22 protein-coding genes, 1 pseudogene and 3 riboswitches are annotated in these 25,347 nt (G+C 66.7%); of the genes and pseudogenes, 9 read left to right on the top strand and 14 right to left on the bottom strand.

Annotated elements, in window-relative coordinates:
- Nucleotide 1: 1 nt before the first annotated feature.
- A complete protein-coding gene (gene prpD / locus CKW34_RS19335; protein WP_059384552.1) occupies nt 2-1,504 on the bottom strand; it encodes a 2-methylcitrate dehydratase PrpD in 1,503 nt (500 codons plus the stop codon).
- 148 nt (nt 1,505-1,652) lie between these two features.
- On the opposite strand from prpD, the gene CKW34_RS19340 reads away from it, so the two are divergent.
- Both CKW34_RS19340 and CKW34_RS24930 read left to right on the top strand, forming a co-directional pair.
- On the top strand, nt 1,653-3,083 hold the full coding sequence (locus tag CKW34_RS19340; protein ID WP_059384553.1) for a short-chain fatty acyl-CoA regulator family protein: 1,431 nt from the start codon (nt 1,653-1,655) through the stop codon (nt 3,081-3,083).
- Nucleotides 3,080-3,409, top strand: a complete 330-nt coding sequence (locus CKW34_RS24930) for a WhiB family transcriptional regulator (protein ID WP_080968428.1) — start codon at nt 3,080-3,082, stop codon at nt 3,407-3,409. The genes CKW34_RS19340 and CKW34_RS24930 overlap by 4 nt, the downstream gene beginning before the upstream one ends.
- Nucleotides 3,410-3,428: 19 nt before the next feature.
- Here the strand turns inward: CKW34_RS24930 and CKW34_RS19350 are convergent, their stop codons facing one another.
- The 4 genes and pseudogenes from CKW34_RS19350 to CKW34_RS19365 form a co-directional block, all read right to left on the bottom strand.
- Nucleotides 3,429-4,277, bottom strand: coding sequence for a (2Fe-2S)-binding protein (locus CKW34_RS19350; RefSeq protein WP_155418974.1), 849 nt, complete (start codon nt 4,275-4,277; stop codon nt 3,429-3,431).
- 22 nt (nt 4,278-4,299) lie between these two features.
- Nucleotides 4,300-5,394, bottom strand: coding sequence for an ABC transporter substrate-binding protein (locus CKW34_RS19355; protein WP_157742113.1), 1,095 nt, complete (start codon nt 5,392-5,394; stop codon nt 4,300-4,302).
- Nucleotides 5,387-6,097: pseudogene (locus CKW34_RS19360) on the bottom strand (ABC transporter ATP-binding protein); the annotation flags it as partial. The pseudogene CKW34_RS19360 and the gene CKW34_RS19355, both read right to left, overlap by 8 nt.
- An 89-nt stretch (nt 6,098-6,186) precedes the next feature.
- Nucleotides 6,187-7,248: a FecCD family ABC transporter permease gene (locus tag CKW34_RS19365; RefSeq protein ID WP_059384557.1), complete on the bottom strand. Its 1,062-nt coding sequence runs from the start codon at nt 7,246-7,248 to the stop codon at nt 6,187-6,189.
- 153 nt (nt 7,249-7,401) lie between these two features.
- A riboswitch (cobalamin riboswitch) is annotated at nt 7,402-7,600 on the bottom strand.
- A gap of 227 nt (nt 7,601-7,827) precedes the next feature.
- Between CKW34_RS19365 and CKW34_RS19370 the strand changes: the two genes are divergently transcribed.
- On the top strand, nt 7,828-8,625 hold the full coding sequence (locus CKW34_RS19370) for an IucA/IucC family C-terminal-domain containing protein (protein ID WP_231921748.1): 798 nt from the start codon (nt 7,828-7,830) through the stop codon (nt 8,623-8,625).
- 37 nt (nt 8,626-8,662) lie between these two features.
- Here CKW34_RS19370 and CKW34_RS19375 read toward each other — a convergent pair whose 3' ends face one another.
- From CKW34_RS19375 to CKW34_RS19390, 4 genes are all read right to left on the bottom strand, one after another.
- On the bottom strand, nt 8,663-9,445 hold the full coding sequence (locus CKW34_RS19375) for an ABC transporter ATP-binding protein (protein ID WP_059384559.1): 783 nt from the start codon (nt 9,443-9,445) through the stop codon (nt 8,663-8,665).
- Entirely contained in the window at nt 9,442-10,494 is a 1,053-nt protein-coding gene (locus tag CKW34_RS19380) for a FecCD family ABC transporter permease (protein WP_059384560.1), read from the bottom strand. Before CKW34_RS19380 ends, CKW34_RS19375 begins: the two co-directional genes overlap by 4 nt.
- Complete coding sequence (locus CKW34_RS19385; protein ID WP_059384572.1) at nt 10,494-11,501, bottom strand: ABC transporter substrate-binding protein; 1,008 nt, start codon at nt 11,499-11,501, stop codon at nt 10,494-10,496. Before CKW34_RS19385 ends, CKW34_RS19380 begins: the two co-directional genes overlap by 1 nt.
- A 78-nt stretch (nt 11,502-11,579) precedes the next feature.
- A riboswitch (cobalamin riboswitch) is annotated at nt 11,580-11,761 on the bottom strand.
- A 228-nt stretch (nt 11,762-11,989) separates the two neighbouring features.
- A complete protein-coding gene (locus tag CKW34_RS19390) occupies nt 11,990-12,892 on the bottom strand; it encodes a glucose 1-dehydrogenase (protein WP_059384561.1) in 903 nt (300 codons plus the stop codon).
- Nucleotides 12,893-13,068: 176 nt separating this feature from the next.
- Here CKW34_RS19390 and CKW34_RS19395 point away from each other — a divergent pair, with 176 nt between their 5' ends.
- Nucleotides 13,069-13,602: an Rv2732c family membrane protein gene (locus CKW34_RS19395; RefSeq protein WP_059384562.1), complete on the top strand. Its 534-nt coding sequence runs from the start codon at nt 13,069-13,071 to the stop codon at nt 13,600-13,602.
- 1 nt (nt 13,603) lies between these two features.
- Here the strand turns inward: CKW34_RS19395 and CKW34_RS19400 are convergent, their stop codons facing one another.
- Nucleotides 13,604-14,404, bottom strand: a complete 801-nt coding sequence (locus CKW34_RS19400) for an SDR family NAD(P)-dependent oxidoreductase (RefSeq protein WP_016691527.1) — start codon at nt 14,402-14,404, stop codon at nt 13,604-13,606.
- 125 nt (nt 14,405-14,529) lie between these two features.
- On the opposite strand from CKW34_RS19400, the gene CKW34_RS24495 reads away from it, so the two are divergent.
- Together CKW34_RS24495 and CKW34_RS19405 are read left to right on the top strand one after the other, a co-directional pair.
- Nucleotides 14,530-14,667, top strand: a complete 138-nt coding sequence (locus CKW34_RS24495; RefSeq protein WP_016691526.1) for a hypothetical protein — start codon at nt 14,530-14,532, stop codon at nt 14,665-14,667.
- 59 nt (nt 14,668-14,726) lie between these two features.
- Nucleotides 14,727-15,518: a class I SAM-dependent methyltransferase gene (locus tag CKW34_RS19405; RefSeq protein WP_059384563.1), complete on the top strand. Its 792-nt coding sequence runs from the start codon at nt 14,727-14,729 to the stop codon at nt 15,516-15,518.
- On the opposite strand, the gene cobF is transcribed toward CKW34_RS19405, so the two are convergent.
- Together cobF and cobN are read right to left on the bottom strand one after the other, a co-directional pair.
- Complete coding sequence (gene cobF, locus CKW34_RS19410; protein WP_059384564.1) at nt 15,501-16,247, bottom strand: precorrin-6A synthase (deacetylating); 747 nt, start codon at nt 16,245-16,247, stop codon at nt 15,501-15,503. The genes CKW34_RS19405 and cobF overlap by 18 nt on opposite strands.
- Entirely contained in the window at nt 16,244-19,843 is a 3,600-nt protein-coding gene (cobN, locus tag CKW34_RS19415; RefSeq protein WP_059384565.1) for a cobaltochelatase subunit CobN, read from the bottom strand. Before cobN ends, cobF begins: the two co-directional genes overlap by 4 nt.
- A gap of 53 nt (nt 19,844-19,896) precedes the next feature.
- A riboswitch (cobalamin riboswitch) is annotated at nt 19,897-20,090 on the bottom strand.
- 118 nt (nt 20,091-20,208) lie between these two features.
- Between cobN and CKW34_RS19420 the strand changes: the two genes are divergently transcribed.
- The 3 genes from CKW34_RS19420 to CKW34_RS19430 are packed head-to-tail and all read left to right on the top strand — an operon-like array spanning nt 20,209 to nt 23,413.
- Nucleotides 20,209-21,198, top strand: a complete 990-nt coding sequence (locus CKW34_RS19420; RefSeq protein ID WP_095092053.1) for a cobalamin biosynthesis protein CobG — start codon at nt 20,209-20,211, stop codon at nt 21,196-21,198.
- Entirely contained in the window at nt 21,195-21,845 is a 651-nt protein-coding gene (locus tag CKW34_RS19425) for a precorrin-8X methylmutase (protein ID WP_016691521.1), read from the top strand. The genes CKW34_RS19420 and CKW34_RS19425 overlap by 4 nt, the downstream gene beginning before the upstream one ends.
- Nucleotides 21,842-23,413: a precorrin-2 C(20)-methyltransferase gene (locus tag CKW34_RS19430; protein ID WP_059384574.1), complete on the top strand. Its 1,572-nt coding sequence runs from the start codon at nt 21,842-21,844 to the stop codon at nt 23,411-23,413. The genes CKW34_RS19425 and CKW34_RS19430 overlap by 4 nt, the downstream gene beginning before the upstream one ends.
- Here CKW34_RS19430 and CKW34_RS19435 read toward each other — a convergent pair.
- Both CKW34_RS19435 and CKW34_RS19440 read right to left on the bottom strand, forming a co-directional pair.
- Entirely contained in the window at nt 23,368-23,916 is a 549-nt protein-coding gene (locus CKW34_RS19435) for a TetR/AcrR family transcriptional regulator (protein WP_059384575.1), read from the bottom strand. The genes CKW34_RS19430 and CKW34_RS19435 overlap by 46 nt on opposite strands.
- Nucleotides 23,917-25,347 carry an MFS transporter gene (locus CKW34_RS19440; RefSeq protein ID WP_059384576.1) on the bottom strand — a complete coding sequence of 477 codons (1,431 nt, stop codon included), beginning with the start codon at nt 25,345-25,347 and terminating at the stop codon, nt 23,917-23,919.

Raw genomic sequence — 25,347 nt, forward strand, 5'->3', positions numbered from 1 at the left:
CTCAGAACAGTCCCTTCGGCGACTTCGGTGCACGGGCGAGAACCTCGTCGGACACGGTGAAGGTGAGCTCGTTCAGTTCGCCGGCCTTCAGTTCGGGGGTGCGCTGCGCGACGTCGAGGAAGCGTTCCTGCTCGGCCGGATCGATGACGCCCTCGGCGAGGGTACGGAACTTCGCGATGTACTGATCCCGAGCGAAGGGACGCGCCCCCAACGGATGCGCATCGGCGATCGCCAACTCGTCGACGATCACCTCGCCGCTCTTCAACGTCACCTCGGCGCGCGCACCGAACGCCTTCTCGTCCGGATCGGTGGAGTGGTAACGGCGGGTCCACTCGGGATCCTCTGCGGTGGAGATCTTGCGCCACAGCTCGATGGTGTCCGGGCGCTGCGCCCGCTCGGGCGCATAAGAACGCTCGTGGTGCCAGGTGCCGTCCTGCAACGCGACGGCGAAGATGTACATCACCGAGTGATCGAGCGTCTCACGGCTGGCCTGCGGGTCGAACTTCTGCGGATCGTTCGAGCCGGTGCCGATCACGACGTGGGTGTGGTGACTGGTGTGCAGCACGATCGACGCGACCTGATCCAGGTCGCCGATCCGATCGCGCATGCGCCGCGCCAGGTCGATCGGAGCCTGGCTCTGGTACTCGGCCGAATGTTCCTTGGTGTACGTGTCGAGGATGGCGCGCTTCGCCTCACCCGGTCCCGGCAGCGGCACCTGGTATTCGGCCTCAGGGCCGCCGAGCAGCCACGCGATGACGCCGTCCTCCCCTTCCCAGATCGGAGACGGTGCGCCCTCACCGCGCAGTGCCCGGTCCACGGCCTCGACAGCCATCTTCCCGGCGAAGGCCGGCGCATACGCCTTCCAGCTCGAGATCTCGCCCTTGCGGGACTGTCGCGTCGCGGTCGTGGTGTGCAGTGCCTGTCCGATCGCCTGATAGACCGTTTCGGTGTCGAGTCCGAGCAGCGTGCCGATACCGGCAGCGGCCGACGGGCCGAGATGCGCGACATGGTCGATCTTGTGCTCGTGCAGACAGATCGCCCGCACCAGATCGACCTGGATCTCGTAGCCGGTGGCCAGGCCGCGGATCAGGTCCGCGCCGCTGCGGCCGGTGTGCTGGGCGACCGCCAGAATCGACGGGATGTTGTCGCCCGGATGCGAGTACTCTGCCGCGAGAAAGGTGTCGTGGAAGTCGAGTTCACGCACCGCGACGCCGTTGGCCCACGCTGCCCACTCGGGAGAGAACGTGCCACCGACACCGAAGACCGTGGAACCGGGGCGGTACGGGTGGGCCAGCGCCTGGGCACGGGCATTGGCCACCGGACGACGCGTCACCGATGCCGCCGCGACCGCCGCGTTGTCGATGATCCGGTTGACGATCATCTCGGCTGTGTCGGCAGGGACCTCGACCGGATCGGTCGCGACCTCGGTGATCTTCCATGCGAGGTGCTCGTGCTTGGGGAACTCTTCAGCGGAACGGCGGGTGCGGACGAGATGGGTTTTCACTTCACGACCTTCCAGAGGATCTCAACTATCGATTTGCACGCTATGCAGGGCGGGGTGGAAGGGAAATGGGTTGCACAGGAGTATTTGTGCGAACCGTGAAGATCGATTTTGTGTAAATTGCGGAAACGCTCCCTGTTACGTTTTTCGCATGCAGAAGCTGTATGCGGGCGCCAAGTTGCGGCGGCTACGCGAAGAGCGAGGTTTGACCCAGACTGCCCTCGCTCGGCTGCTGCAGTTGTCCACCAGCTATGTGAACCAACTGGAGAACGACCAACGCCCGCTCACTGTGCCGGTCCTGTTGCGTTTGAACTCGACGTTCGACCTGGACATGGGATTTTTCGCGGTCGACAGCGACGCCCGGTTGATCGCGGACCTGCAGGATGTGTTCGCCGACCACGCGACCACCGTCGACAGCACGGCAGCGGAGGTCGATGATCTGGTCACCCGCCATCCCGCCGCGGCGCAGATGCTGGTCACGATGCACCGGCGCCTGAGGGGGGTCACGGAACAGGTGGAGCGTCTGTCGCCGACGGGCGACGGTTCCGCCCTGGACCATCGCGTGGCGATGCCCTACGAGGACGTGCGGGACTTCTTCTACGACCGTCGTAACCACATCGCCGAGCTCGACGATGCCGCCGAGCAGATGTTCATATCCCGCGGGTTGTCACTGGGCGGCCTCGATCTTCAGCTCGCGCGCCTGCTACGGGACGAGCACTCCGTCACAGTCAGGATCCGTACCGACCCGCCCGGCGAACCCGGACCCAAACGCAGCTACGACCCGTCGACGAGAGTTCTCCTTCTCGCACGCCGCCTCACTCATGGGCAGCGCGCGTTCCAGTTGGCCACCCAACTTGCGTTCCTCACCCAGAACAGCACCCTCGACGCCCTCGTCGCAACGGCGCCCGAGCTACCGACCGAGTCGCAGGCACTCACGCGTATCGGCCTGGCCAACTATTTCGCCGGTGCCCTCATACTGCCCTACACCCAGTTCCTACGCAGTGCCGAGGACTTGCATTACGATATCGACCTGCTCGGCAACGCATTCGAGGTCGGGTTCGAAACCGTCTGCCATCGCCTCTCCACCCTCCAACGCCCCGGACAACGCGGAGTTCCTTTCTTCTTCGTACGCACCGACAAGGCGGGAAACATCTCGAAACGGCAGTCGGCCACGGCATTTCACTTCTCTCGGGTCGGTGGAAGCTGCCCACTGTGGATCGTCCACGACACCTTCGCCACACCCGGTCGGATTCACACCCAGGTTGCCCAGATGCCCGACGGCCGGAAGTATCTGTGGATCGCACGGACCACCGACGAACACTCCACCGGCGGTTTCCTGGCCCAGCCCCGGAGCTTCGCCATCGGGCTCGGCTGCGACCTTGCCCACGCCCACAGGCTCGTCTACGCCCGAGGATTGAACCTCGACGACCCGGCAACTACCGTCCCGATCGGACCGGGTTGCAAGGTCTGCGACCGTATCGACTGCGCTCAGCGAGCATTTCCGCAAGTGGGCCGCTCCCTGGACACCGACGAGAACCTGGCTCCCCCTGTCCCCTACACTCCCGAGCGTTCCCAGAGATGAACCGAACGTCGGGCACGTCCCTGCGTCGTCAGCTCGACGACCTCGCACACTCGGAGGATCGAGTGACGGAACACTGGTGGGACAACGCTGCATGCCGTTTCTTCGGCCCGGCACCGTTCTTCGCTCCGGACGACGAGACCCCGGCGCAACGCGCCGGACGAGAGCGTACCGCCAAACTCATCTGCAGTGCTTGTCCCGTGCGGTGGACCTGCCTACAGCAAGCTCTGACGACCGGCGAGCATCACGGCGTGTGGGGTGGAACAACCGAGCACGAACGCAAACGGCTCGCACGCCCGTCCCCGCAAGGTAGGCAGATCGCTCGCTGACACGTCGGGGTGGAATCCACTACCGCCCCAGCCGACGGGCGCGTTCCGACAGGCGTGCGAGTCGAACATCGGGATGCTGGCGAGGACAGGTCGAGCACTTCACGCCGTGCGGACCGTTGTACAGCAGGCAACACGACACTCTGTGTACAAAGGTGTGTGGTGCCCCTTCGGATTCGGTCGCCACCTCTTGAAATCGTGGAGCAGGAAGCCGTGTCCCGCCGAGCTGCCCGGAGATTTCCCGTACCGTCGCGCGGGCAGATTCCAGTGCCTCGTCTACGCGCCCGGTCGCGGTTCCGGCCCACAGGTACCGGGTCGCGATGGAATCGACGGCCACAGCCCACAGCCGTCGCTCCCCCTTGCCACAGAGCGAGGCCAAGTACTCGATGCCCGAACCCAATGCCTCGGCGAGCGCAGACTCGACCGGTGTCGTCAGCACCCGGGTGGACCGTGCTCCGACCAACCGGCCGTACATCTTCCGGTTCGGTGAGAACGTGCCATCCAGGGTCGAGATCGCGCCGGATGCAACAAAGTCGACGTCACGTCCGGTCAACGCGCGGCGGTGCAGGACCACGTCCTGAAGCCGTGGACTCAGCGCTGTCCCCGTGACGAACAGGCTCGCAACCGTCGGCAGGACCAGCGAACTACTGATCGCGCGCCACAGGACCGTCCCCAGAATCAACGGGTCGTCGACCTGCCACCGCTCGGAACGCAGGTGCATCTCGTGCTCTACCCATTCGGGGTCGAGAATCGCGGAGGCGGGAATCTCCTGGGAACCGCCATCGAGGATCAGTGGGGCGTGCTCACTCACCGGGAGCGTGTTCAACAGCCGGGTGAGCACAGCCTCCGCTGTCGGGTTCGGAACAACCATCGTCACCAGCGCCTTTCGTCGGCTACTCGAGTCCGCTCAAGTCCATCCGCGGCTCGATCTCGCTCTGAGGCAGCAGTTGTTCCTGTTCCAAAGCCTTCCGCACGTGTTCTGCAGTATCCATCATCAAGGCGCCACTGCGTCCCATGTCGGTCGGAAGGTTGAGGACGCGTCCCTGGGTGATGGCATCCAGTGAGCGGGTTGCGGGATTCTCGGAGAGAAGGGTCAGCTTCGCTTCGAATGCACCGGCACCGTCTCCGGTATCGGTGAGAACGATGAAGTCGGGGTTCGCGGCGGTCACCGATTCCCAGGACATCTTCGGGCTCTTCTCGTCCACGTCGTCGAGCGCGTTGCGGGCGCCTGTCACCTCGATGATGGATGTGAAGAGGTGGGGCTTTCCGGCGCTCGAGACTCCTTCGTTCGATACCGAGGTGATGTACATGACGGTGGGGGCGTCCTCTGCACGCGGTGCCGATTCCATCTCCCCTCGCCGCTCCCTCAACTCCTCGATCTTCGCCGCGGCGATATCGTCGTGACCGACGATGGCGCCGATGTTCGACAGGTCGGCGAACGCCTCGTCCCACGGTGACATGGTGTCGACAGAGCCGGGGAGGCACGTGGGGGTGACGGTGTAGGCAGGGATACCGAAGTCGTCGTTCAGGCGTTCCGGAGTGATGTTCTTCTCCACACTGAATCCCCAGCCGTAACCGGCCATCACCACGTCGGGCTTCTGGGCTTGAATACTCTCGAGGTTGAACGATTCCTCGGACTCGAACGGCAACTCGTCGATGCGCTCGGTGCCGTACATGCCGCGAAGCTGGTCGAGTCGCGAAGCACGAATGCCGCTGACGGCCGTGATGTGGTCGTCGGCGTCGAGCGCCAGCAAGTTCAGAAGAATCTGGCTGTCGTTGGCGTAGATCGCCGTAGCCGGGGACGGGAAAGTGAGTTCCGTTCCGCAGTTCTCGACAGTGACTTCACCGTCGAGTGCGGCATCGTTGCTCTGATCGGAACTGCTGCAGCCGGTGAGGGCCACGACGGCTGCAACAAGTCCGGCAGCCAGAGGGGCCGGGGACTTCAGGCGGGACAGAATGCTCGAATCGAACTGTAGGCGTTCAGACATGGTTCTCCGTGTGTGGTCGGGTCCCTGCGGAATCGGAACCGAGCACCAGGTGCTGCCGTCCGGTTGTGGGATCTGTGAGCTGGGTTGCAGGAACTGAGAAAACGTGTGCGACGGTGGCCGGCGACAGAGCGTCGGACGCATCGGCGTAGGTCGCAAGAGTGCCGTCGTGCAGGACGGCCACCCGGTCGAAATACGATGCGGCAAGGGTGAGGTCGTGCATTGCCGCGACGACTGTGCACCCGAGCCCCCGCAGCGTTTCCAGAAGGTGGATCTGGTGGCGGATATCGAGATGGTTCGTGGGTTCGTCCAGTATCAGCAAGGTCGACTCCTGGGCGAGCCCGCGGGCGAGCATCGCCCGGCGGCGCTCACCACCCGAAAGTTGGTCGCACCGCCGGTCGACTGCATGTGTCAATTCGACGGTGGACAGGGCGCGGAGAGTGACCTCCCGGTCCGAATCCTCGCCCATCGACCAGGGTGGACGATGAGGAATCCGGCCCATGGCAACCATTTCGCCGAGCAACAGGTCCTGCGGGGGTGTTTCTTCCTGCCCGACGTAGGCGATCGCCCTGGCCCGTACCCGAGGCGGGAGAGAATAGAGATCCCGACCGTCGATGGTGACGGTTCCCTCTGCGGGCGCGCGTAGACCCGCGAGAGTGCGTAGCAGCGTCGACTTTCCGCTTCCGTTGACTCCCACCAGCGCAATCATGGAGCCGTACGCGAAATCGAGGTCGATGCCGGACAGAATGTCCGCACCCGCGACCGTGCAACGAACGTTGCGCACCTGCATGTGCATCAATCACCGTCCGAGAAACTGTAGTGGCGCCGTCCGAGCAGGAAGAGGAAGACGGGCGCCCCGACCAGGCCCGTCATCACGCCGAGGGGAAGTTCCTCGGGACTGAGCAGAACGCGGGCGGCAATATCGATCCACAAGAGGAACAGGGCTCCACCGAGTGCAGCGACCGGCAGGACGATGCGGTGGCGTGCCCCCACCATGATCCTGGCCAGATGCGGCATGATCAGGCCCACGAACCCGATCCCGCCGGATACCGAGACCAGCACGCCGACCAGAATCGACGACAGCGCGAACAACCCGAACCGAAGCCCCCGGACGGGAACACCGAGGGCTCTGGCGACGTCCGGTCCGCTCGCCAGCGCGTCGAGCCACGAATGGATCGCGAACAATATGCCCGCGGATACGAGCACGACGACAAGTGCCGGAAGGATCTGCTCCCACATCGAGCCTGCGACGCTTCCGAGTGTCCAGTGCAGGACCGAGCGAACGGCATCGCGGTCGTCGCTGAGGAAGACGAGAAAGCTCGATATCGACGAGAACGCTGACGCCATGACGACACCGGTGAGAATCAACCGAAGAGGTGTCAGTCCTCCTTGGGCCATGGAAACACCGAAGACCGCGGCTCCGGCAACCATCGCACCGATCAATGCGCCCAGCGACAACGCCCAGATGCCGAGTGTGGTCAGCACACCGAACATGATGACCAGGGTGGCTCCGACACCCGCTCCGGCCGAGATTCCCAGAAGGTACGGGTCGGCCAGGGGATTCTTCACGAGTGTTTGCATTGCGGCGCCGGCCATCGCCAGGCCTGCGCCGACGATCAGCGCCATCAGGATGCGAGGTGCTCGGAGTTCCCAGATGATCGTGTCGTAGACGGGATCAGGGCCGGCCCCGCCACCGAGGCGGGCCCGCACCACGTCCCAGGTAGCCGACAAGGGCACGGGTTCCGATCCGAGAGTCAAGGAAACGAATCCACTGACGACGACCGCGACGACAAGCGCGGCCAGTAGTGGAATCGCCGGAACCCGAGTGCGTCGAGGAGGTTTCGCGACCTCGAGCAACTCGACTCACCGACAGGTGTAGTGCAGTGCCCCATTGCGGGGTCGGTGGCTTACTTCGGGGGAAGCAAATACACGAACAGGTATGAGGGGACCTCTGGCGTAGGCGCGCATCGATCGCTCTTTCGTAACTGGGGCCCAATCGCGAGGCCCGCGTTGTCATTCGGTGAGCCAGCTGGTATTCGGACTCAGGATCGTGCCCACTGGGCGCCTTCCCAGACCATCTACGGTCCAGTGGCATGTGCCCTGTCGGTACCCTTTACCGCTGCGCGACAGTTCCGGATTCTCACCGGATTCCCTGTAGTTCCGATACATGTTGCGTATTGGAACTACGACTGACTCGAGGAGAACCTTACACAAAAAGGAGCAGGTGTTATAGGCCGGACCCGAAGACTGGGATTTCAGTACCCCAGGTAAGCTCGTGGACTCCGGAATCTCTTGGCTCCCGGCATCTCAGCGGTGTCTGCATGATTCGACCCATCTCACCGTCGGCGATGGCATCACCAACTGTCGTCGCGTCGGTCGTACCATCCCGCGCCCTCGGGCCTCCTCATCGAAAAGCAGGTACGTGGTGTACCGGCCGTGAAGGAAGAACTCAGACCTATGACAGATCTCGACACGATCCTGGACACGATCGATGCGCTCGGTCCCCCTTTTCATGTCGGCACCACGCCGAGGAAGGGCACCGCAGACGACGCCGAGGTCGACTGGTTCGCCGGCGCACAACTCTGCGACCCGGCGTCCGGGGAAGCACGAAGAATGATCGAGTTGCACGCTCGGTTTCGCCGGATGCCTGTCGCACGGCACGTCGGTTCCCTGGTCTTCCAACGCTACTGCCATCGTGTCTGCGCCGTCGCGGCAGCGGCGTGGGTACTGCACGGCGTCGCGCTGGACCTGCGTGCCCCGAACGTCCGCGTGCGCTTTGTTTCCGGCACGCCGGATCTGGTGGTGCTGGGCACACCGAGCGCACTGGCCGATGCCACCCCCGAAGATCTTCTCGAGGCGAGTGTCGACGGACACCTGGCGCCTCTCGCGCAGAGTGTGCGCGCCGAGACAGGCCCCGGGATGGGCAACCTCCTGGGCAATATCGCGGCGGGATTCGCCGGTGCCTTCCGAACACTTGCGCGACGACCCGACCCGAATCCGAACATGCAGGAAATCAGCGTTCTCGCAGAAAGTTTGCTCTCGGCCCGGCCCGAACTACAGCGTTGCGGTGACCTACGGATTCTCACCGGCCCTGCCGGTCCTCGTCTCCAGTACGACCGCAGAACCTGTTGCCATTGGTATGCCGCCCCCGACGGCCGTTACTGTTCCTGGTGCTCTCGGCTTTCCTACGACGAACGGACACGACGTTTCCAGGAGTCCATGGCGCAGGAATGAACGGGGCCACGGGACCGGCCGGGGTCGTAGCGCGGATCTACTGCATCCGGGACGGCACCGGTGCGCGCAACCGCCGGTAACGGATTACCGGCGCACCCCCGTCGTCGTCCACCGTGGCACGCACGCCGTACACCTGCTCGATCATGTCGGCGGTCAGCGCCTCGGCCGGCGTTCCGCACGCGACGACCCGCCCCTTCTCGAGCACGACCACTCGATCACAGAACATGGCGGCGAGGTTGAGATCGTGCAGGGCAACATAACTCGTCACCGGTAGCGCTACGACCCGTTCGAGGATGTCGAGCTGATGCGCGATGTCGAGGTGGTTGGTCGGCTCGTCGAGCAGTAGCTCCTCGGGTTCCTGTGCCAGCGCCCGCGCGATCTGCGCGCGCTGACGTTCGCCGCCCGACATCGACCGCCACAGACGATCGGCGTGCTGCGTCATACCGGTCGCTTCGAGTGCGTTCGCGATGGCGAGGTCTCCCCCGTCGTCGCGTCCAAAAGTATCTGCATGAGGAATTCGTCCGAGACGCACCACGTCTCGCACTCGGATGTCGACCTCGGTGTGTGCGTGCTGTCCGACCATAGCGACGCGACGGGCAAGTGTCCGGCGGCCGAGGTTGCGCAGATCGGTGCCGTCGAGCGTCACCACACCCGAGTCCGGCCGATCGACGCCGGCCAGCAGACGGAGCAACGACGATTTCCCCGAGCCGTTCGGTCCGAGCAGCCCGATCGTTTCCCCGGGCACGGGATCGATCGTCACTTCGTCGACGACGAGGTTTCCGCCGCGGCTCCACCGCAGCGACTTCGCGGACAGTGTCACGGGGTACTCCTCGTACGGAAGAGAATCAGGGCAAAAGCGGGCACTCCGATCAGGGCCGTCACCACGCCGACGGGGACCTCTTGCGGTGCGAACACGGTGCGGGCGACCGCGTCGACCCACACCATGAAGACTGCTCCGACGACGGCGGTGACCGGGACCAGGCGGCTGTGGCGGGGGCCGACCAGGAAGCGGGCCGCGTGCGGAAGCACCAGTCCCACGAACCCGATCGCGCCGGCCGCACTGACCAGGACAGCGGTGATCAGGGCCGTCACCATCAGGAACAGCAGCCGTGTGCGCCCGACCGAGATCCCGAGGGTCGCCGCGGTCGACGAACCGAAGGTGAAGGCGTCCAGTGACGATGCCTTCACCAGGCACACCACGATCCCGGCGGCGCAGACCGATCCGCAGAGCGCCACATCTGTCCAGGTGGCACCGGACAACGAACCGAGCAGCCAGAACAACACTCCCCGAGTGCGTTCCGCGTCGGCGGACGAGATGACGATGAACGATGTCAGAGCCGAGAACAGTTGTGTCCCTGCAACTCCGGCCAGAACCACGCGGGAGGTTCCGCCCCCTGCGCCGGTAGCCAACAGCAGCACGAGAGCAAACGAGGCGAGAGCACCGAGAAAGGCTCCACTCGACAGCGACACAGCGCCACCACCGATGCCGAGTACGGCGATCATCACGGCTCCGGTCGACGCACCCGACGAGATGCCGAGAACGAACGGATCGGCAAGCGGATTGCGCAGCAGCGACTGCATGATCGCCCCGCACACCGCGAGTCCGGCGCCGCACACGGCGGCGAGCAGCGTGCGGGGCAGACGCAGTTCCCACACGATCCCTTCCCGAATCGCACTGACCGAGCTGTCACCCAGTCCCAAGCGTTCGAAGATCACCGCGTAGACGTCGACGACGGACAGCTCGGCCGGGCCGATCGTGACGGTCACCGCGATCGACAGTGCGAGAACGATCAGTCCCGCGACCACCACGACACCGGCCACCGGAACCCGGCGAACCTCCGCGGGTCGCCGGGCAGTGGACGTCACCATCAGTTGTCGAGATTCCACTCGCGCAGGGCGTCGGCGACCTTCTCGATTCCGTCGATCGTGCGGATGGACGGGTTCATATCGGCGCCGTTGACCACGATGTACCGCCGGTTCTGCACCGCACTCAGGCGCTGGGTGACCGGATTCGATTCCAGGAACTCGATCTTGCTGTCCAGAGCGTCCCCGGTGATGCTGCGGCGGCTCAGGTCGGCCAGAACGAGCGCGGTCGGGTCACGATCGAGGATCGACTCCCAGCTCACCTGAGGCCACTCGTTCGTGGTGTCGTCGAAGACGTTCTTCGCTCCGACGGAATCGGTGATGATGCCCGACGATCCGCAGCAACCCGCCACATACGGGGTCTCGATATCGGCGAACCAGTACGCGAGCGACACTCCGTTCGCGTTCACCTGTCCCGACGCGTCCTCGTACCGCTGTTCGAGTTCGGCGACGAACTGCTCACCGCGCTCACGCACGTCGAAGATCGCGGCGAGGTCGCGGATCTCCTTGTACACCGCGTCCATGGTCAGCGGTTCGGTGCGGTTGCCGTCGGCGTTGACGCTGTTGTCGTCCTTGCCGTCGCAATCGGTGGGCGACAGGTAGGCGGGCACCCCGAGTTGCTCGAACTGCGACGGTTCGGCAACCCCACCGGGTCCGAGCGTTCCGCCGAAGGACGCCGAGACGAAATCCGGTTCCGTATCGAGCACGACCTCGAAGGACGGCTTGTTGTCAGCCAGACGCGGAACCTTCGCGTTCTCGTCGGCGAGGTTCTCCCGAACGGGATCGGTCCAGGTCGCGGTGCCGACCATGCGGTCGGCGAGACCGAGCGACAGCAGGATCTCGGTGGATCCCTGATTCAGGGACACCGCCCGCTGTGGTGGCGCGTCGACGGTGAGCGTCCTGCCGCAGTTCTCGATGGTGAGCGGGTACGCCGTCGCGGCTGTGTCCGGCTCGGGCGGAGTCGATTGTTCGTCGTTCGACGAGCATCCCGACACGGTCAGCGCCGCCGCCATCAATGCGACGCCGACGCGCACCACCGAATACCGCCTCGTACGGGCGGTGAATATCGAATTGTTCATGTCCATCCTCGTGGGTCCTGCTTCGGCGACGCAGGTGTCCTGGCTCCCGGATCGACGCTCGCCCCCGGCCTTCCAACCCGTATGGGCCGTGACCATGCTGTTGGGGGATCACTCCTCGGTGACAGTTGCGGGACAGCCACGGATTCGCACCGTTGTTCCCTACGTCGCTACGAACAGTACAAGACCCGGCGTCGGTCCCGGAACCGCGCAACCGGGCGTCCGCCACCCATCGACACCGGATGAGGCACCATGTCCGAATGGCATCCGGCCGAAGAACCCTCGTCGTCGCATGCGCGCCGAGGGCTACCGTTTCGTGACGGTGTCGGAGCTGCTCGACATGCAGTCCTCGTGAACTCCGGAGCGCGAAATGGTCATCGGTACGCGTTGTTACGCGCTCCGATGACCATTTCGCGCTCTGATCCTCAGGTGAACGGGACCCCGCCGGTGACGGCGATGGTCTCCCCGGTGATGTAACTCGACTCCTGGGAGGCGAGGAAGACGTAGGCCGGTGCAAGTTCCGCGGGCTGGCCGGGGCGACCGAGCGGGGTGTCCTTACCGAACTGCTCGTACGCATCCTTCGGCATCGTCGCGGGAATGAGCGGCGTCCAGATCGGACCGGGGGCAACCGCATTGACGCGGATACCCTTGCTCGCCACGTCGGAGGCGAGGCCCTTCGTGAAGTCGACGATGCCGGCCTTCGTGGCCGCGTAGTCGAGCAGACCGGGCGAGGGGCTGACCGCCTGAATCGATGTGGTGTTGACGATCGTCGAGCCCGGGGCCATCTCCGCGACCGCGAACTTCGAGAGCCAGAACAGGGCGTAGAGGTTCGTCTTCATCACGCGGTCGAACTGCTCGGTGGAGATGTCGCCGATGCCGCCGGGTTCGAGGTGCTGGTAGGTGGCGTTGTTGACGAGGATGTCGATGCCGCCGAGTTCGGACACCGTCGTGTCGATCAATCGCCGGCAGAATTCCTCCTCCCGGATGTCGCCGGGCATCCGCACCGCGCGGCGTCCCGCCTGTTCGACGAGTTCGGCGGTCCGCTTGCCGTCCTCGTCCTCCTCGTCGAGATAGGCCAGGACGACGTCGGCACCCTCCCGCGCGAAGGCGACCGCGACCGCCCGTCCGATACCGGAGTCACCACCGGTGATCAGGGCGCGGCGGCCTTCGAGCCGTCCGCTCCCCCGGTAGGTCGCCTCGCCGTGGTCGGGGGCGGAGAGCAGATCGGCGGTCGCGCCGGGATAGGTGATCTCCGGTTGCTCCTCGAGCGGCGGAACCGGGTGCTGCTCTCCCGGGTGCTGCATGCGGTACTGGTCCTGGTCCGGCATCGTCGCCCTCCCTCGATCGGTTCGTAAGGGGCGGTACCCGGTGCTCCGCGGCGCCACACCGGCACCGGTCCCGGCGAGTGTGTCGGAGCATAATGACAGGTGGACGACATGAGCGAGGTCACATCGGCGTCCGGCGCATAATGGCCACCCATGTGTCGGAACGGAGAGGTCGAGGCATGAGCGCGGACGGTACGAGCGCGGACCTGTCGGCCTATCGGAACGACTTCGCCCGGATCGAGAAGAAGGTCGCCGGGGAGTTCGACGCCGGCCGCCGCGGCCGGGTTCTTGCGGTCTGCGTCGTCGTCCTGACGGTGTGCATGTTGCTTCCGCAGACGTCGTCGGCGTGGTCGTGGACGGTCTTCGGCAGTTGGTTCGGCGACACCGCGCCCGTAGCGGTGCCGCTGCGGATCTTCGCGGTCCTGGCCCTGGTGTTCGGGGTGGTGATCTCGACGCTGGCGTTGTGGCTGCGACGGTGGAAGCTGGCGTCGCTCGCGATGCTCGGCTCGGGGCTGTCGTCGTTCTTCGGGCTGTTGGCGTACTGGTCGCAGGCGGGGATGATCACGAACGCTCCGCATCATCCGACCGTGGCGTTGATCGCCGAATGGCTGGTGATGATCGTGATGACGTCGCAGTGGTTGCCGATCGTGCTGAGCCGGTCGCCCACGGACGTCCCGCCCCGGCCGCATCCGCTGCGGACCGGTCGACGGTAGGTCAGCGCTCGACGAGCGAGCCCATCTTCTTCGCCAGGAACTCGATGCTGCGACGCGGCACGAGCCGGGCGAGCAGGTCGAGCATCATCGCGTCCTTGCCGATGCACACCCGGAAGGTGCCCTTCTCGATCGCGTCGGCGATCCTGTGTGCGGCCTCGGCGGACGAGGTGATCCTGACGGAGGCATCGGTGTTGCGTCCCGGGATCGCGGCACCGGAGTTCTCGGCGATGCCGGTGCGGACGGCGCCGGGGAACACCAGCGTCACCGCGACCTTCGTCGTGCGCAGTTCGGCGTACAGGCCCTCGGTGAGCAGCTTGACCGCCGCCTTGCTCGCGCCGTAGACCGACTGGCCCGGCACCGGCACGAAGGCACCCATGCTCGACACGTTGAGCAGGCTCGCCTCGGGACGGCTCAGCAGCTCGGGGAGGAACGCCTTGCACATATGGACGACGCCCCAGTAGTTGACGTCGAGCACCTTGTTCATCTCGTCGTACGGCAGGTCTGCGAACGGGACGAACTTCTGGATGATGCCGGCGACGTTGGCGACCCCGTCGACCCGCCCGTGTGCTGCGGTCACCTCGCCCACCAGGGCTTCGACGGCGGCGCGATCGGAAACGTCGACCGTGTGGGTGGTCAGACGGTCGTCGTACGCGACCGCCAGGGCACGGGTGCCGTCGAGAGCCTCGGCGCGGAGGTCGACCGCCGCGACCCGCGCCCCACGCACGAGGAGTTCGAGGACGACGTCGCGTCCGATCCCGTTGCCTCCACCGGTGACGACGAAAACCCTGTCACGGATCTGCATGCTGCCTCCTCGTGTCGTTGGGTCCAGTCAATCCGGTCCGGCGACCCGACGCCACCCGAAGTGTGCGCGTGCACGTCTGCGGGTATCCGCCCGGACACGAGTCGGCCCAGCGTACGGAGGTAGAAGTGACGACGTCGAAGAAGAAGGACGACGAGGTGCGCAAGGACCCGCCGGGTCCGGTCGATCACGGTCGCAACGGCGGTATGGCGACCCGGGAGAACGCCCCCGAGGTGGTCGAGCGTTCGGACGACGACGAGAAGTGACCCGATCCGGACGATGTGAACGGCCACGAGGCCACCGATCGGGCCGATAGGTTGAGTACATGCAGTTCGCCGGACCGGCCGAACAGTACAACCGCTTCATGGGCCGCTACGCAGCGACGCTCGCGCCCGCCCTGGCGGACGCGGGTGGGGTGAGGGGCGGGCATCGGGTCTGCGACGTGGGATGCGGACCGGGTGGGCTCACCCGTGAACTGGTCGCCCGGGTCGGTGCAGCGAACGTCGCAGCGATCGATCCCGCTCCCCAGTTCGCGGCGGCGTGCCGGCAGATCGCACCGGAGATCGACGTCCGCGTCGGGGTGGCCGAGAACCTGCCGTGGCCGGACGGAACGTTCGACGTCACCCTGGCATCGTTGGTTCTCGGATTCATGAACGATCCCGAACTGGGTGTGCGGGAGATGGTGCGGGTGACCCGTCCGGGCGGCACCGTCGCCGCGTGCATGTGGGACACCACGGCCGGCGGGATGACGATGCTCCGCGTCTTCTGGACCGCAGTGGGAACGGTCGAGCCCGGCACTCCGGGTGAGAGGACACTGCCCGGTACCAGCGAAGGCGACATCGCCGACCGGTTTCGGCGGGCGGGTCTGCACGAGGTGGTCGGCGGCGCCCTGTCCGCGCGCGCCGATTACGCCGATTTCTCCGACTTCTGGGAACCCTTCACGTTCGGTGTGGGACCGGCCGGTCGGCACCTGGTCTCGATGTCCGAAAGGCACCGCGTCGCAGTGCGTGATGCCTGCCGTGCTGCTCTTCCGTCCGGACCGTTCTCGCTCGACGCCCGCGCCTGGTATGCGCGGGGAACGGTTCCGGACGAACGGAACTCACCCTCGCCGCAGTAAATAGGTGTCCATCACCCAGCCGCGGGCCTGCTTGGCCCGCGCACGGGCCTCACGGATCGCGGGAAGCACCTCGGCAAGCTTGCCCGCGACGAGTTCTTCGTCGTCGGTTCCCAGATTCGCACCCCACCACATGCTCCACGTCCCGTCGAGGTCGGCGCAGGCAAGGCCGCCGTCGAGCATCACCACGATGTTCGACGCACCCGCTGCGACGTCCCGAAGCAACCGACGACCGGTCGTCACGGTGATCGGCCCGCCGATGGTGTTGAGCACGAGACGATGTCGGGCCGCGAGCAGTTGCACGCTGCTGATACCGGGAACGACGTCGTAGTCGAACCACACCCTCCCGCGTTCGAGGATGCGTTCGACGACGCGGATCGTGCTGTCGTACAAGCTCGGATCCCCCCAGACCAGGAAGCCGACCGTCTCGTCCTCCCGAACCTGTTCGAGCAGAACGGTCTCGTATGCCTCGGCGCGGGCGGCGTGCCAGTCGCGCACCTCGTCTCCGTAGCGCTCCGGGTTCCGGTCGCGGGGCGGGTCGGGCACCACGACCATCCGATAGGAACCGGAAGTGTGACGGCGCAGGATCTCTTCGCGGACCGCCACGAGATCGTCCACGCCCCGCTTCTTGTCGGGCACAAGGAAGACGTCGACGCTCTCGAGGGCGCGCACCGCCGCCACCGTGAGATCGTCCGGTCCCCCGGGGCCGATCCCGATGAGCCGAACCCTCACCCCCGGTCCTCGAGATCGCCCTCGACGTCGAGATAGGCCTGCTGCAGTCTGTTCATCGTCTCGGGATCCGGTTCGGACCACAGCCCGCGATCGGCCGCCTCGGTGAGCCGTTCGACGATCCCGCGCAGCGCCCACGGATTCGCTTCGCGGAGGAACTGCTGGTTCTCCGGGTCGAGCGCATAGTTCTGTGCGAGCGACTCGTACATCCAGTCCTCGACCACACCGGCAGTGGCGTCGTAGCCGAACAGGTAGTCGACGGTCGCGGCGAGTTCGAATGCGCCCTTGTAGCCGTGCCGGCGCATCGCACCGATCCACCGCGGGTTGACGACCCGAGCGCGGAAGACCCGTGCGGTCTCCTCCGCCAGTGAGCGGGTGCGCACCGCATCGGGGGTGGTGGAATCGCCGATGTATGCCTTCGGGTCGGTGCCCGTCAGCGCCCGCACCGTTGCGACCATGCCGCCGTGGTACTGGAAGTAGTCGTCGGAGTCGGCGATGTCGTGTTCGCGGGTGTCGGTGTTCTTCGCCGCCACCGCGATCCGTCGATAGTTCGCACGCATGTCGTCGGCGGCCGGAACACCGTGCAGCCCACGCCCGTAGGCGAATCCGCCCCAGGCCGTGTAGACCTCGGCGAGATCGGCGTCGGTACGCCAGTTGCCTGAGTCGATGAGTTGCAGGATGCCGGCACCGTACGAGCCGGGCTTCGATCCGAAGATGCGCCGTACCGCACGGTCGGCGTCGCCGTGTTCGGCTTCGTCCCGCCGAGCGTGGGCTCGCACGTAGTTCTGCTCGTCGGGTTCGTCGAGGGCGGCGACCATGCGGATCGCGTCGTCGAGCATCCCGATGACGTGTGGGAACGCGTCCCGGAAGAAGCCGGAGATCCGGACCGTGACGTCGATGCGGGGCCGGCCGAGTTCCTCGAGCGGGATCACGGTCAGTTCGCGCACCCGACGCGACTCGGCGTCCCATTCCGGCCGCACACCGATGAGTGCGAGCACTTCGGCGATGTCGTCGCCGGCGGTGCGCATCGCCGAGGTCCCCCACACCGACAGGCCGACCGACTGCGGGTACTCCCCCGTGTCGGCGAGATACCGCCCGATCAGATTGTCCGCCAACGCGACACCGGTGTCGTAGGCGAGCCGGCTCGGGACGGCTTTCGGGTCGACGGTGTAGAAGTTGCGCCCGGTCGGCAGCACGTTGACCAGGCCGCGCAAGGGTGAGCCGGACGGACCGGCCGGGACGTATCCACCATCGAGTGCGTGCAGCACCGCGTCGAGTTCGACCCTTGTGCCCGCGAGGCGGGGAACCACTTCGTCGGCAGCGAAGGTGAGCACCCTCGCGACCTCGGAATCAGGATGGCCGAGCACGGTTTCGACGATGCGTGCAGATGACCCGGCGTGCCAACCGTCGTCCTCCATGGCCTCCACGAGCGACCGCGCGACGCTCTCGACGGCATCGACCTCCTTCGACGGAGCATCGGACTTCAGCCCGAGTGCGGTGCGCAGACCCGGGACGGCGTTGCTCCTGCCGCCCCACACCTGCGCGGCCCGCAGTATCGACAACACGAGATTCACTCGCGCCTCGCCGGTCGGCGCGTCGCCGAGGACGTGCAGGCCGTCGCGGATCTGCGCGTCCTTGACCTCGCACAACCATCCGTCGACGTGCAACAGGAAGTCGTCGAATTCGGCGTCGTGCGGGCGGTCGTCGAGTCCGAGATCGTGGTCCAGCTTCGCCGCCTGGATGAGCGTCCAGATCTGCGCCCGGATCGCGGGCAGTTTCGCCGGATCCATCGCGGCGATGTTCGAGTACTCGTCGAGCAGCTGTTCGAGACGAGCGATGTCGCCGTAGGATTCGGCGCGCGCCATGGGCGGGATGAGGTGGTCGACGATCGTCGCGTGCGCTCGGCGTTTGGCCTGCGCCCCTTCGCCCGGATCGTTGACGAGGAACGGGTAGATCAGCGGCAGGTTACCGATCGCGGCGTCGGTCGCGCAGGCGGCGGACAGACCCGCGTTCTTGCCCGGCAGCCACTCCATCGACCCGTGTTTGCCGAGATGCACCACGGCGTCGGCACCGAAGCCGTGCTCGACCCACTTGTAGGCGGCGAGGTAGTGGTGCGAGGGTGCCATGTCGGGATCGTGGTAGATCGCCACCGGATTCTCGCCGAATCCGCGGGGCGGCTGGATCATCAGCACCACGTTGCCGGCTTGCAGGGTCGCCAGCACGATGGCGTCACCGTCGACGAACAACCGTCCCGGTGCCGGTCCCCACGCTTCGATCATGGCGTCGGTGAGCTCGGCCGGTAGACCGTCGGTCCACCGAAGATAGTCGGAGGTGCTCACCCGCACCGGATTTCCGGCGAGTTGTTCGGCGGTGAGCCACTCCTCGTCCTGCCCGCCGGCATCGATCAGGGCATGGATCAAGGCGTTTCCCGCCTCGGCGTCGTCCTCGACGTCCATACCGGGGAAACCGTCGCCGAGGTCGTATCCGGCATCGCGCAGCGCGCGCAGCATCCGGATCGCCGACACCGGCGTGTCGAGACCGACGGCGTTGCCGACACGGGAATGTTTGGTCGGGTAGGCGGACAACATGACCGCGATCCGGCGCTGCTCCGGAGGCACATGTCGTAATCGCGCGTGAGCCACAGCGATACCGGCGACGCGCCGACACCGTTCCGGGTCGGTGACGTAGCGGGGCAGACCGTCGGCATCGAGTTCCTTGAACGAGAACGGAACCGTGATGATGCGTCCGTCGAATTCGGGGACGGCGATCTGCGTGGCCGAATCGAGCGGCGACACACCGTCGTCCGATTCCGCCCAGTCGTCACGACTCCACGTCAGGCACAGAGCCTGCAGGATCGGGATGTCGAGCGCGGCGAGCGCTCCGACGTCCCACGCCTCGTCCTCGCCTCCCGCGCTCACGGCGGCAGGTCTGGTGCCACCGGCAGCCAGCACCGTCACGACCAGCGCGTCGAGGGTGCCGAGTTCGGCGAGCAGATCCTCGGGCGCTCCACGCAGCGACGCGCAGTGGATCACGACGCCGCAAGCCGTGCCGGTCGCGTCGATCGCGTCGGCGAGATCGTGCGCGAACTGCACGTTTCCGCTGGTGTGGTGGGCTCGGTAGAACAACACGCCGACGCGCGGCAACCCCTCGCCGTCGACCGGATCGGGACGGTCGAGCACACCCCATTCGGGCAGCTCGGCGGGTGGTTCGAAACCCTCACCGCCGAGCAGCACGGTGTCGCTCAGAAAGGCGTGGAGCTGCCCGAGATTGGCCGGGCCGCCGTGCGCGAGATAGCGATGCGCTTCGGCGGCGATGCCGATCGGCACCGTCGAACGCCCCATGAGCTCGGCGTCCGGGGTCTGTTCACCGCCGAGGACGACCACCGGCACACCCGCGGCGAGCACGGTATCGAGTCCCGCCTGCCAACTCCGAGCGGAACCCAGGATCCGCACCACGACCAGGGCGGATCCGCCGAGCAGCGCGGGCAGTTCGGCGGACACGTCGAGGCGCGACGGGTTGCCGAGCACCCAGTCGGCACCGCTCGACCGCGCCGACAGCAGGTCGGTGTCGGACGTCGACAACAAAGTCAGGCGCGTCACGACGCAACCCGAAAACGCAGGCGTACAGCCATGTTCAGTCTCCAAAACCCTCGTGGACCTCACGTGCCGTGGCCGGTCTCCTGGCTGACGGGTCGTCGCTGCTCCACCGACCTTCCCGGACCGAGATCCAGTGGCCTCCGCACCGGCGGACCGGTACGGACGAGGGCGAGCAACTATCCGCTCACAGTGGCGAGGGCCGCGCCGGTTTCCCACCGGCTTCCCGAGCACCACGGCAAGCCGAGAGTAGCGCACCCGGCCGGAAAGGTGTGCAACCATGTGCGTCCGTGGATGCTCTGCCACCCTCTCTCCCTCCCGATCGGTGCCCCGGAATCCTTCGCCCGCATGTCGCGGCGGACGGTGCATTGGTGCGGCTTCGCGCGCCCGGAGGGCAGGTGCCCGCCGGTGCGCTCCGAGCACTGTCGAACGCGTCGATCGCCTACGCCGACGGCGACGTGCATCTGACGTCGCGCGGAAACCTGCAGCTCAGAGGCATCGACCTCGACGAGGACGGTGCCGTCCCCACGGGACTGGCCGATGCCGTCGCCGCGGCCGGCCTGCTCCCGTCGGCGAGCCACGAACGGGTGCGGAACATCGTCGCGTCGCCGCTGTCGGGTCTCGTGGGCGGACTCGCCGACGTCCGGCCTCTCGTCCGCGAACTCGATACCGGGCTGTGCGCCGATCCGGCCCTCGTCAACCTACCGGGCCGGTTCCTGTTCGGCCTCGACGACGGTCGCGGCGACATCGCCGCCTTGCGGTGCGACCTCACCGCTGTCGCACTCGACGACGGCACCGCACGCATCGTCGTGGGTGGTCTCGACGGGCCGACGGTGCCACTCGCGGAGGCTCCGGAGACGCTCCTGCGACTCGCCCGCCGCTTCGTCGAGATCCGCGGGTCGGTGTGGCACGTGCGCCAACTTCCGCGTGCGGGAGCGGAACTCGACGGTACCCTTCCCACATCACGGCCACCGGCCGTCACGATGCCGTACGGCACGCTCGGCGACGCGGTATCGGTGCTGGTCCCGCTGGGAATTCTCACCCCCGCTATGGTCGCTGCCCTGCCCGATCGCGGTGTGGTCGTCACGCCGTGGCGCGGCCTGGTACTCCCGTCCGGGTCGAATCTCGTTGCGCTGCGCGAAACCGGCTTCGAGACGGCCCCGGATTCGGCGTGGCAGCGGGTGACCGCGTGCACGGGAGCACCCGGGTGTAGCCTCGCCGGAGGTGACACCCGAGCGCTGGCTCGCCGGATCGTCGCCGGAGATACCACCGATTCCCGAATTCACGTCGCCGGATGCGAACGCGCCTGCGGCGCACCGCACTCGCCTCACCGCCTCGTTTTCGCCAGGAGCACCCCGTGACCCTTCGACCTCCCCCGCGTCGGTACGACTACGTCACCGACGGCGCCGAGATCTACGTCCGGTCGTTCGCGACGATCCGCGCCGAGTCGGAGCTGTCCGCGATTCCTGCGAGTGCGGAGAAGGTCGCGGTCCGGATGATCCATGCAAGCGGGCAGACCGATCTGGCACGAGATCTCGTGATCCACTCCGATCTTGTTCCGTCCGCCCGCACTGCTCTGAACGCAGGTGCTCCGATCCTCACCGACGCGAACATGGTGGCCTCCGGGGTCACCCGTACGCGCCTGCCCGCGGGCAACGACGTGGTGTGCCTGCTCGCCGACCCACGTGTCCCCGAACTCGCCGAGCGGTGGGGCACGACCCGCTCCGCAGCGGCGGTGTCGTTGTGGGCCGACCGCCTCGAAGGCTCCGTCGTCGCGATAGGCAATGCCCCGACGGCCCTGTTCCATCTGCTCGAGATGCTCGACGACGGCGCCCCGCGACCGGCCGCGATCGTCGGTGTTCCCGTCGGGTTCATCGGCGCCGCGGAGTCGAAGGAGGCGCTGCTCGACCATCCGCTGCAGATCCCCCATCTGGTGGTGCGGGGGCGCCGCGGCGGGTCGGCGATGGCGTCGTCCGCGATCAATGCACTTGCCCAGGAGAAGGAATGAGCGACACGATGCCAGGCAGGTTCTACGGCGTGGGCCTCGGTCCCGGTGATCCCGAACTCATCACACGCAAGGCCGCGCGGCTGATCGCCGAGGCCGACGTGCTCGCCTACTATTCCGGCACGCACGGCCGCTCCATCGCCCGGTCGATCGCCGCCGACCTGATCCCGGACGGGGTGATCGAGGAACTGCTCGTGTACCCGGTGACGACGGGCACCACCGATCACCCGGGCGGCTACGACGGTGCGATCGCCGATTTCTACGACGAGTCCGCCGCCCGGCTGGCCGTCCACCTCGACGCGGGACGCACCGTCGTCGTGCTCTGCGAAGGCGACCCCCTGTTCTACGGCTCGTACATGTACCTGCACGACCGCCTCGCTCCGCGATACCCGACGGAAGTGGTGCCGGGGGTGACGTCGGTGTCCGCCGCATCTGCTGCGGCCGCCGAACCGATGGTGCGCCGCACCGACGTCCTCACCATCCTGCCCGGCACGTTGCCCGCCCCGGAACTCGCACGGCGGCTCGCCGACACCGACGGCGCGGCGATCATGAAGCTGGGCAGGACGTTTCCCGCCGTCCGGGAAGCTCTCGCCCAGTCCGGTCGCCTCGACGACGCCGTCTATGTCGAACGCGCGTCGATGGATCGGCAACGCATCCTGCCGGTCACCGAGGTCGACGCCGACGCGGTGCCGTACTTCTCGGTGATCCTCACGGCCGGTGACCGCTCGCCGAGGAATCGCGCCGTCGCCGACCGATCACGGCCCTCCGTAGCGACCGAGGTGACACATCCGGAGGCGAACGAACTGTTCGTCGTCGGGTTGGGTCCCGCGGACGAGAAGTGGCTGACCGCCGAGGCCGCCGACGCACTCGCGCAGGTCGATCACGTCGTCGGATACGGACCGTATGTCGATCGCGTCCCGGTACGTCCCGGCCTGCACCGTCATTCGAGTGGCAACACCGTCGAGGTCGACCGCGCGCGATTCGCTCTCGACCTCGCGCTGGCGGGCGAGAAGGTCGCGGTGGTCTCCGGTGGCGACGCCGGGGTGTTCGGGATGGCGTCCGCGGTGTTCGAGGCCGCCCAGGACGACACCTACGCGTCGGTGCCGATCCGCGTCCTGCCGGGTGTCTCCGCGGTGCAGGCCGTCGCGGCGCGTGCCGGCGCCCCGATCGGCGGCGACTTCGCGGTGATGAGCCTGTCGGATCGACTCAAGCCGTGGGACGTGATCGAGAAGCGGTTGGCTGCGGTGTCGGAGGCCGATCTCGTCCTGGGCATCTACAACCCGGCGTCCCGGTCTCGGACCACGCAGGTCGCGGATGCGAGAACGGTACTGCTGAAGCATCGTCCGGCCGACACCGTCGTCGTGATCGGGCGCGATGTGGGACGGCCCGGTGAGTCGCTCGAGGTCACGACACTCGAGAAACTGGATCCGGCGAACATCGACATGAAGTGCCTGCTCATCGTCGGCGCTGCGGGCACCTCCGTGACACCGACCGGCGCGGTGTGGACGAAACGGTCGGTGGACGGTCAGAGTGCGGGATCGTCGACGACCGACTGGACGAGCCGGCCGTAGGTCTCGATCAGCGACTCGCTGGGCATCTCGTCGCGCGGCAGCAACTCGAACGTCCTCAGGCTGCCCGCCAGTCCCAGCAGGAGGGTGACGACGATCTGCGAGCGCACCAGCCCTGCCGATTCGTCCCCGATCAGTGCCGCGATGCGGGCGACGACCCGCTCGTTCGTCCGTGCGCGGGCCACAGCCGGATCCGCTGCCTCACGGACCAGGAAGGGTGCCACCGCCCAGAAGTCGTAGTCGTCCGAATCCCGTCGCTCGACGACCGCACGCACCATCCGGTACCCGACCGGCTCGTCGTGACGCGTGGCTTCGGCGAGTCCGGGCGAGTCCGGAGCTGCCGCCTGGAAGAGCTCGGCCTTGCTGCCGGTCAGTTTCATCACGAGAGCCGGTGAGACACCGGCTGCTTCGGCGACGTCCCTGATCGTGGTGCCGTTGAATCCGCGCTCGGCGAACAGCGGTCGTGCGGCGTCGAGGATGACGTCGCGGGTGGTTCGCTCGGTCACCTACGCCTTCGCCTCCACGGATGCGTCCGCAACGCTCGTCGTCGACGGTCGATGCCTCGGAAGGAACATGGCTGCCAGGCCAGCGGAGAACGTCGCGACGCCGGCGATCCCGAACATCGCCACGAAGGCGCTGTGGGCCGGGAAGACCGTCCCGGCGACTTCCATGGTGAGCCCGGCGACCAGTGCCGCGACCACCGCGCTCATGCTCGACGATCCGATCGTCCTCAGCAGGCTGTTGAGTCCGTTGGCCGCTGCGGTCTCCGAGAGCGGGACGGCACCCATGATCAACGCCGGCATGGTCGCGAAGGCCATCGCGTTACCGATGCTGACGAGGACGCTCCCGATGACGATGAGTGCGACGGTGTCGTCGAAGACCATGCGGAATCCGTAGGCCACGGTCATGAGCAGTCCTGCGGCCAACAGAGTGGTGCGGCCGCCGAATCGTGCGGTCATGCGCGCCGACAGCGGAGAGACGACAAGCATGGTGAGTCCACCCGGAACCATGCACAGACCCGCGGTCGCCGCACTGAGACCGAATCCGAAACCGGTGATCTCCGGAAGTTGCAGTTGCTGCGTCGTGGAGAGGGTGTTCGCATACGCCGCGAAGCCGACGAAGAGCCCGGCGATGTTGGTGAGCAGAACAGGGCGACGGGACGAGACCCGCAGATCCACCATCGGGACGGGAACGCGCAGTTCGTACGGGACCCAGATCGCGAGAACGACGGCGGCCGCCCCGAGGCTCACGAGGGTCTGCGGACTCGACCAGCCCCAGACCGGTCCCTTCGAGATCCCGAGCAGCAGCGCCACCAGAGCGAGCGACAACAGCACTGCGCCGACGAGGTCGAAGCGGCCCCGGGTACCCGAGGCGCCCGCCGGGACCGTGACGAGGATGCCGACCAGCAGGAGCACACCGGCAGCCGCCGAGACGTAGAAGACCGAGGCCCACCCCAGGGTGTCGTAGAGAACGCCCGCTGCCGGTAGACCCAGTGCGCCACCGATGCCCATCGTGGCACTGGTCAGCGCCACCGCGCTCGCGACCTTCTCGCGGGGCAGCAGGTCGCGCAGCACGGCCATGGCGACCGGGATGAGTGCCGAGGAGAAGCCCTGCAGCGCGCGGCCGACGAGGACGGCGATGTAGCTCCCGCCGAGCGCGGCGATCAACGACCCCACGACCATCATCGCCAGCGACAGCACCATCATCCGGCGCTTGCCGAACATGTCGGCCGACCGGGAGACGATGGGGGTCGCCACCGCTCCGGTCAGCAACGTGATGGTGACCAGCCAGGTCGCGGCGCCGGCCGAGACGTCGAGGATCTCCGGGAAGTCCGGGAGCAGCGGAATGACCAGCGTGGTCTGCAGAGCCGCGACGAGACCCGCCAGGCTCAGCAGCGTCGTGACCGTCGTGCTCGACGCCGATGTCGTTCGTCCCAT

It is taken from the genome of Rhodococcus rhodochrous (genome assembly GCF_900187265.1).
In the GTDB taxonomy this organism is placed as follows: domain Bacteria; phylum Actinomycetota; class Actinomycetes; order Mycobacteriales; family Mycobacteriaceae; genus Rhodococcus; species Rhodococcus rhodochrous.

Bases quoted from the DNA above. Each gene is read 5' to 3' on its own strand.
- CKW34_RS19405 (WP_059384563.1), top strand. From the start codon at position 14,727: ATGCAGTTCGCCGGACCGGCCGAACAGTACAACCGCTTCATGGGCCGC.
- CKW34_RS19380 (WP_059384560.1), bottom strand. From the start codon at position 10,494: ATGGTGACGTCCACTGCCCGGCGACCCGCGGAGGTTCGCCGGGTTCCG.
- CKW34_RS19385 (WP_059384572.1), bottom strand. From the start codon at position 11,501: ATGGCGGCGGCGCTGACCGTGTCGGGATGCTCGTCGAACGACGAACAA.
- CKW34_RS19430 (WP_059384574.1), top strand. From the start codon at position 21,842: ATGAGCGACACGATGCCAGGCAGGTTCTACGGCGTGGGCCTCGGTCCC.
- CKW34_RS19390 (WP_059384561.1), bottom strand. From the start codon at position 12,892: ATGCCGGACCAGGACCAGTACCGCATGCAGCACCCGGGAGAGCAGCAC.
- CKW34_RS19340 (WP_059384553.1), top strand. From the start codon at position 1,653: ATGCAGAAGCTGTATGCGGGCGCCAAGTTGCGGCGGCTACGCGAAGAG.
- CKW34_RS19400 (WP_016691527.1), bottom strand. From the start codon at position 14,404: ATGCAGATCCGTGACAGGGTTTTCGTCGTCACCGGTGGAGGCAACGGG.
- CKW34_RS19440 (WP_059384576.1), bottom strand. From the start codon at position 25,347: ATGGGACGAACGACATCGGCGTCGAGCACGACGGTCACGACGCTGCTG.
- CKW34_RS19395 (WP_059384562.1), top strand. From the start codon at position 13,069: ATGAGCGCGGACGGTACGAGCGCGGACCTGTCGGCCTATCGGAACGAC.
- CKW34_RS19355 (WP_157742113.1), bottom strand. From the start codon at position 5,394: ATGTCTGAACGCCTACAGTTCGATTCGAGCATTCTGTCCCGCCTGAAG.
- CKW34_RS19350 (WP_155418974.1), bottom strand. From the start codon at position 4,277: ATGGTTGTTCCGAACCCGACAGCGGAGGCTGTGCTCACCCGGCTGTTG.
- CKW34_RS24930 (WP_080968428.1), top strand. From the start codon at position 3,080: ATGAACCGAACGTCGGGCACGTCCCTGCGTCGTCAGCTCGACGACCTC.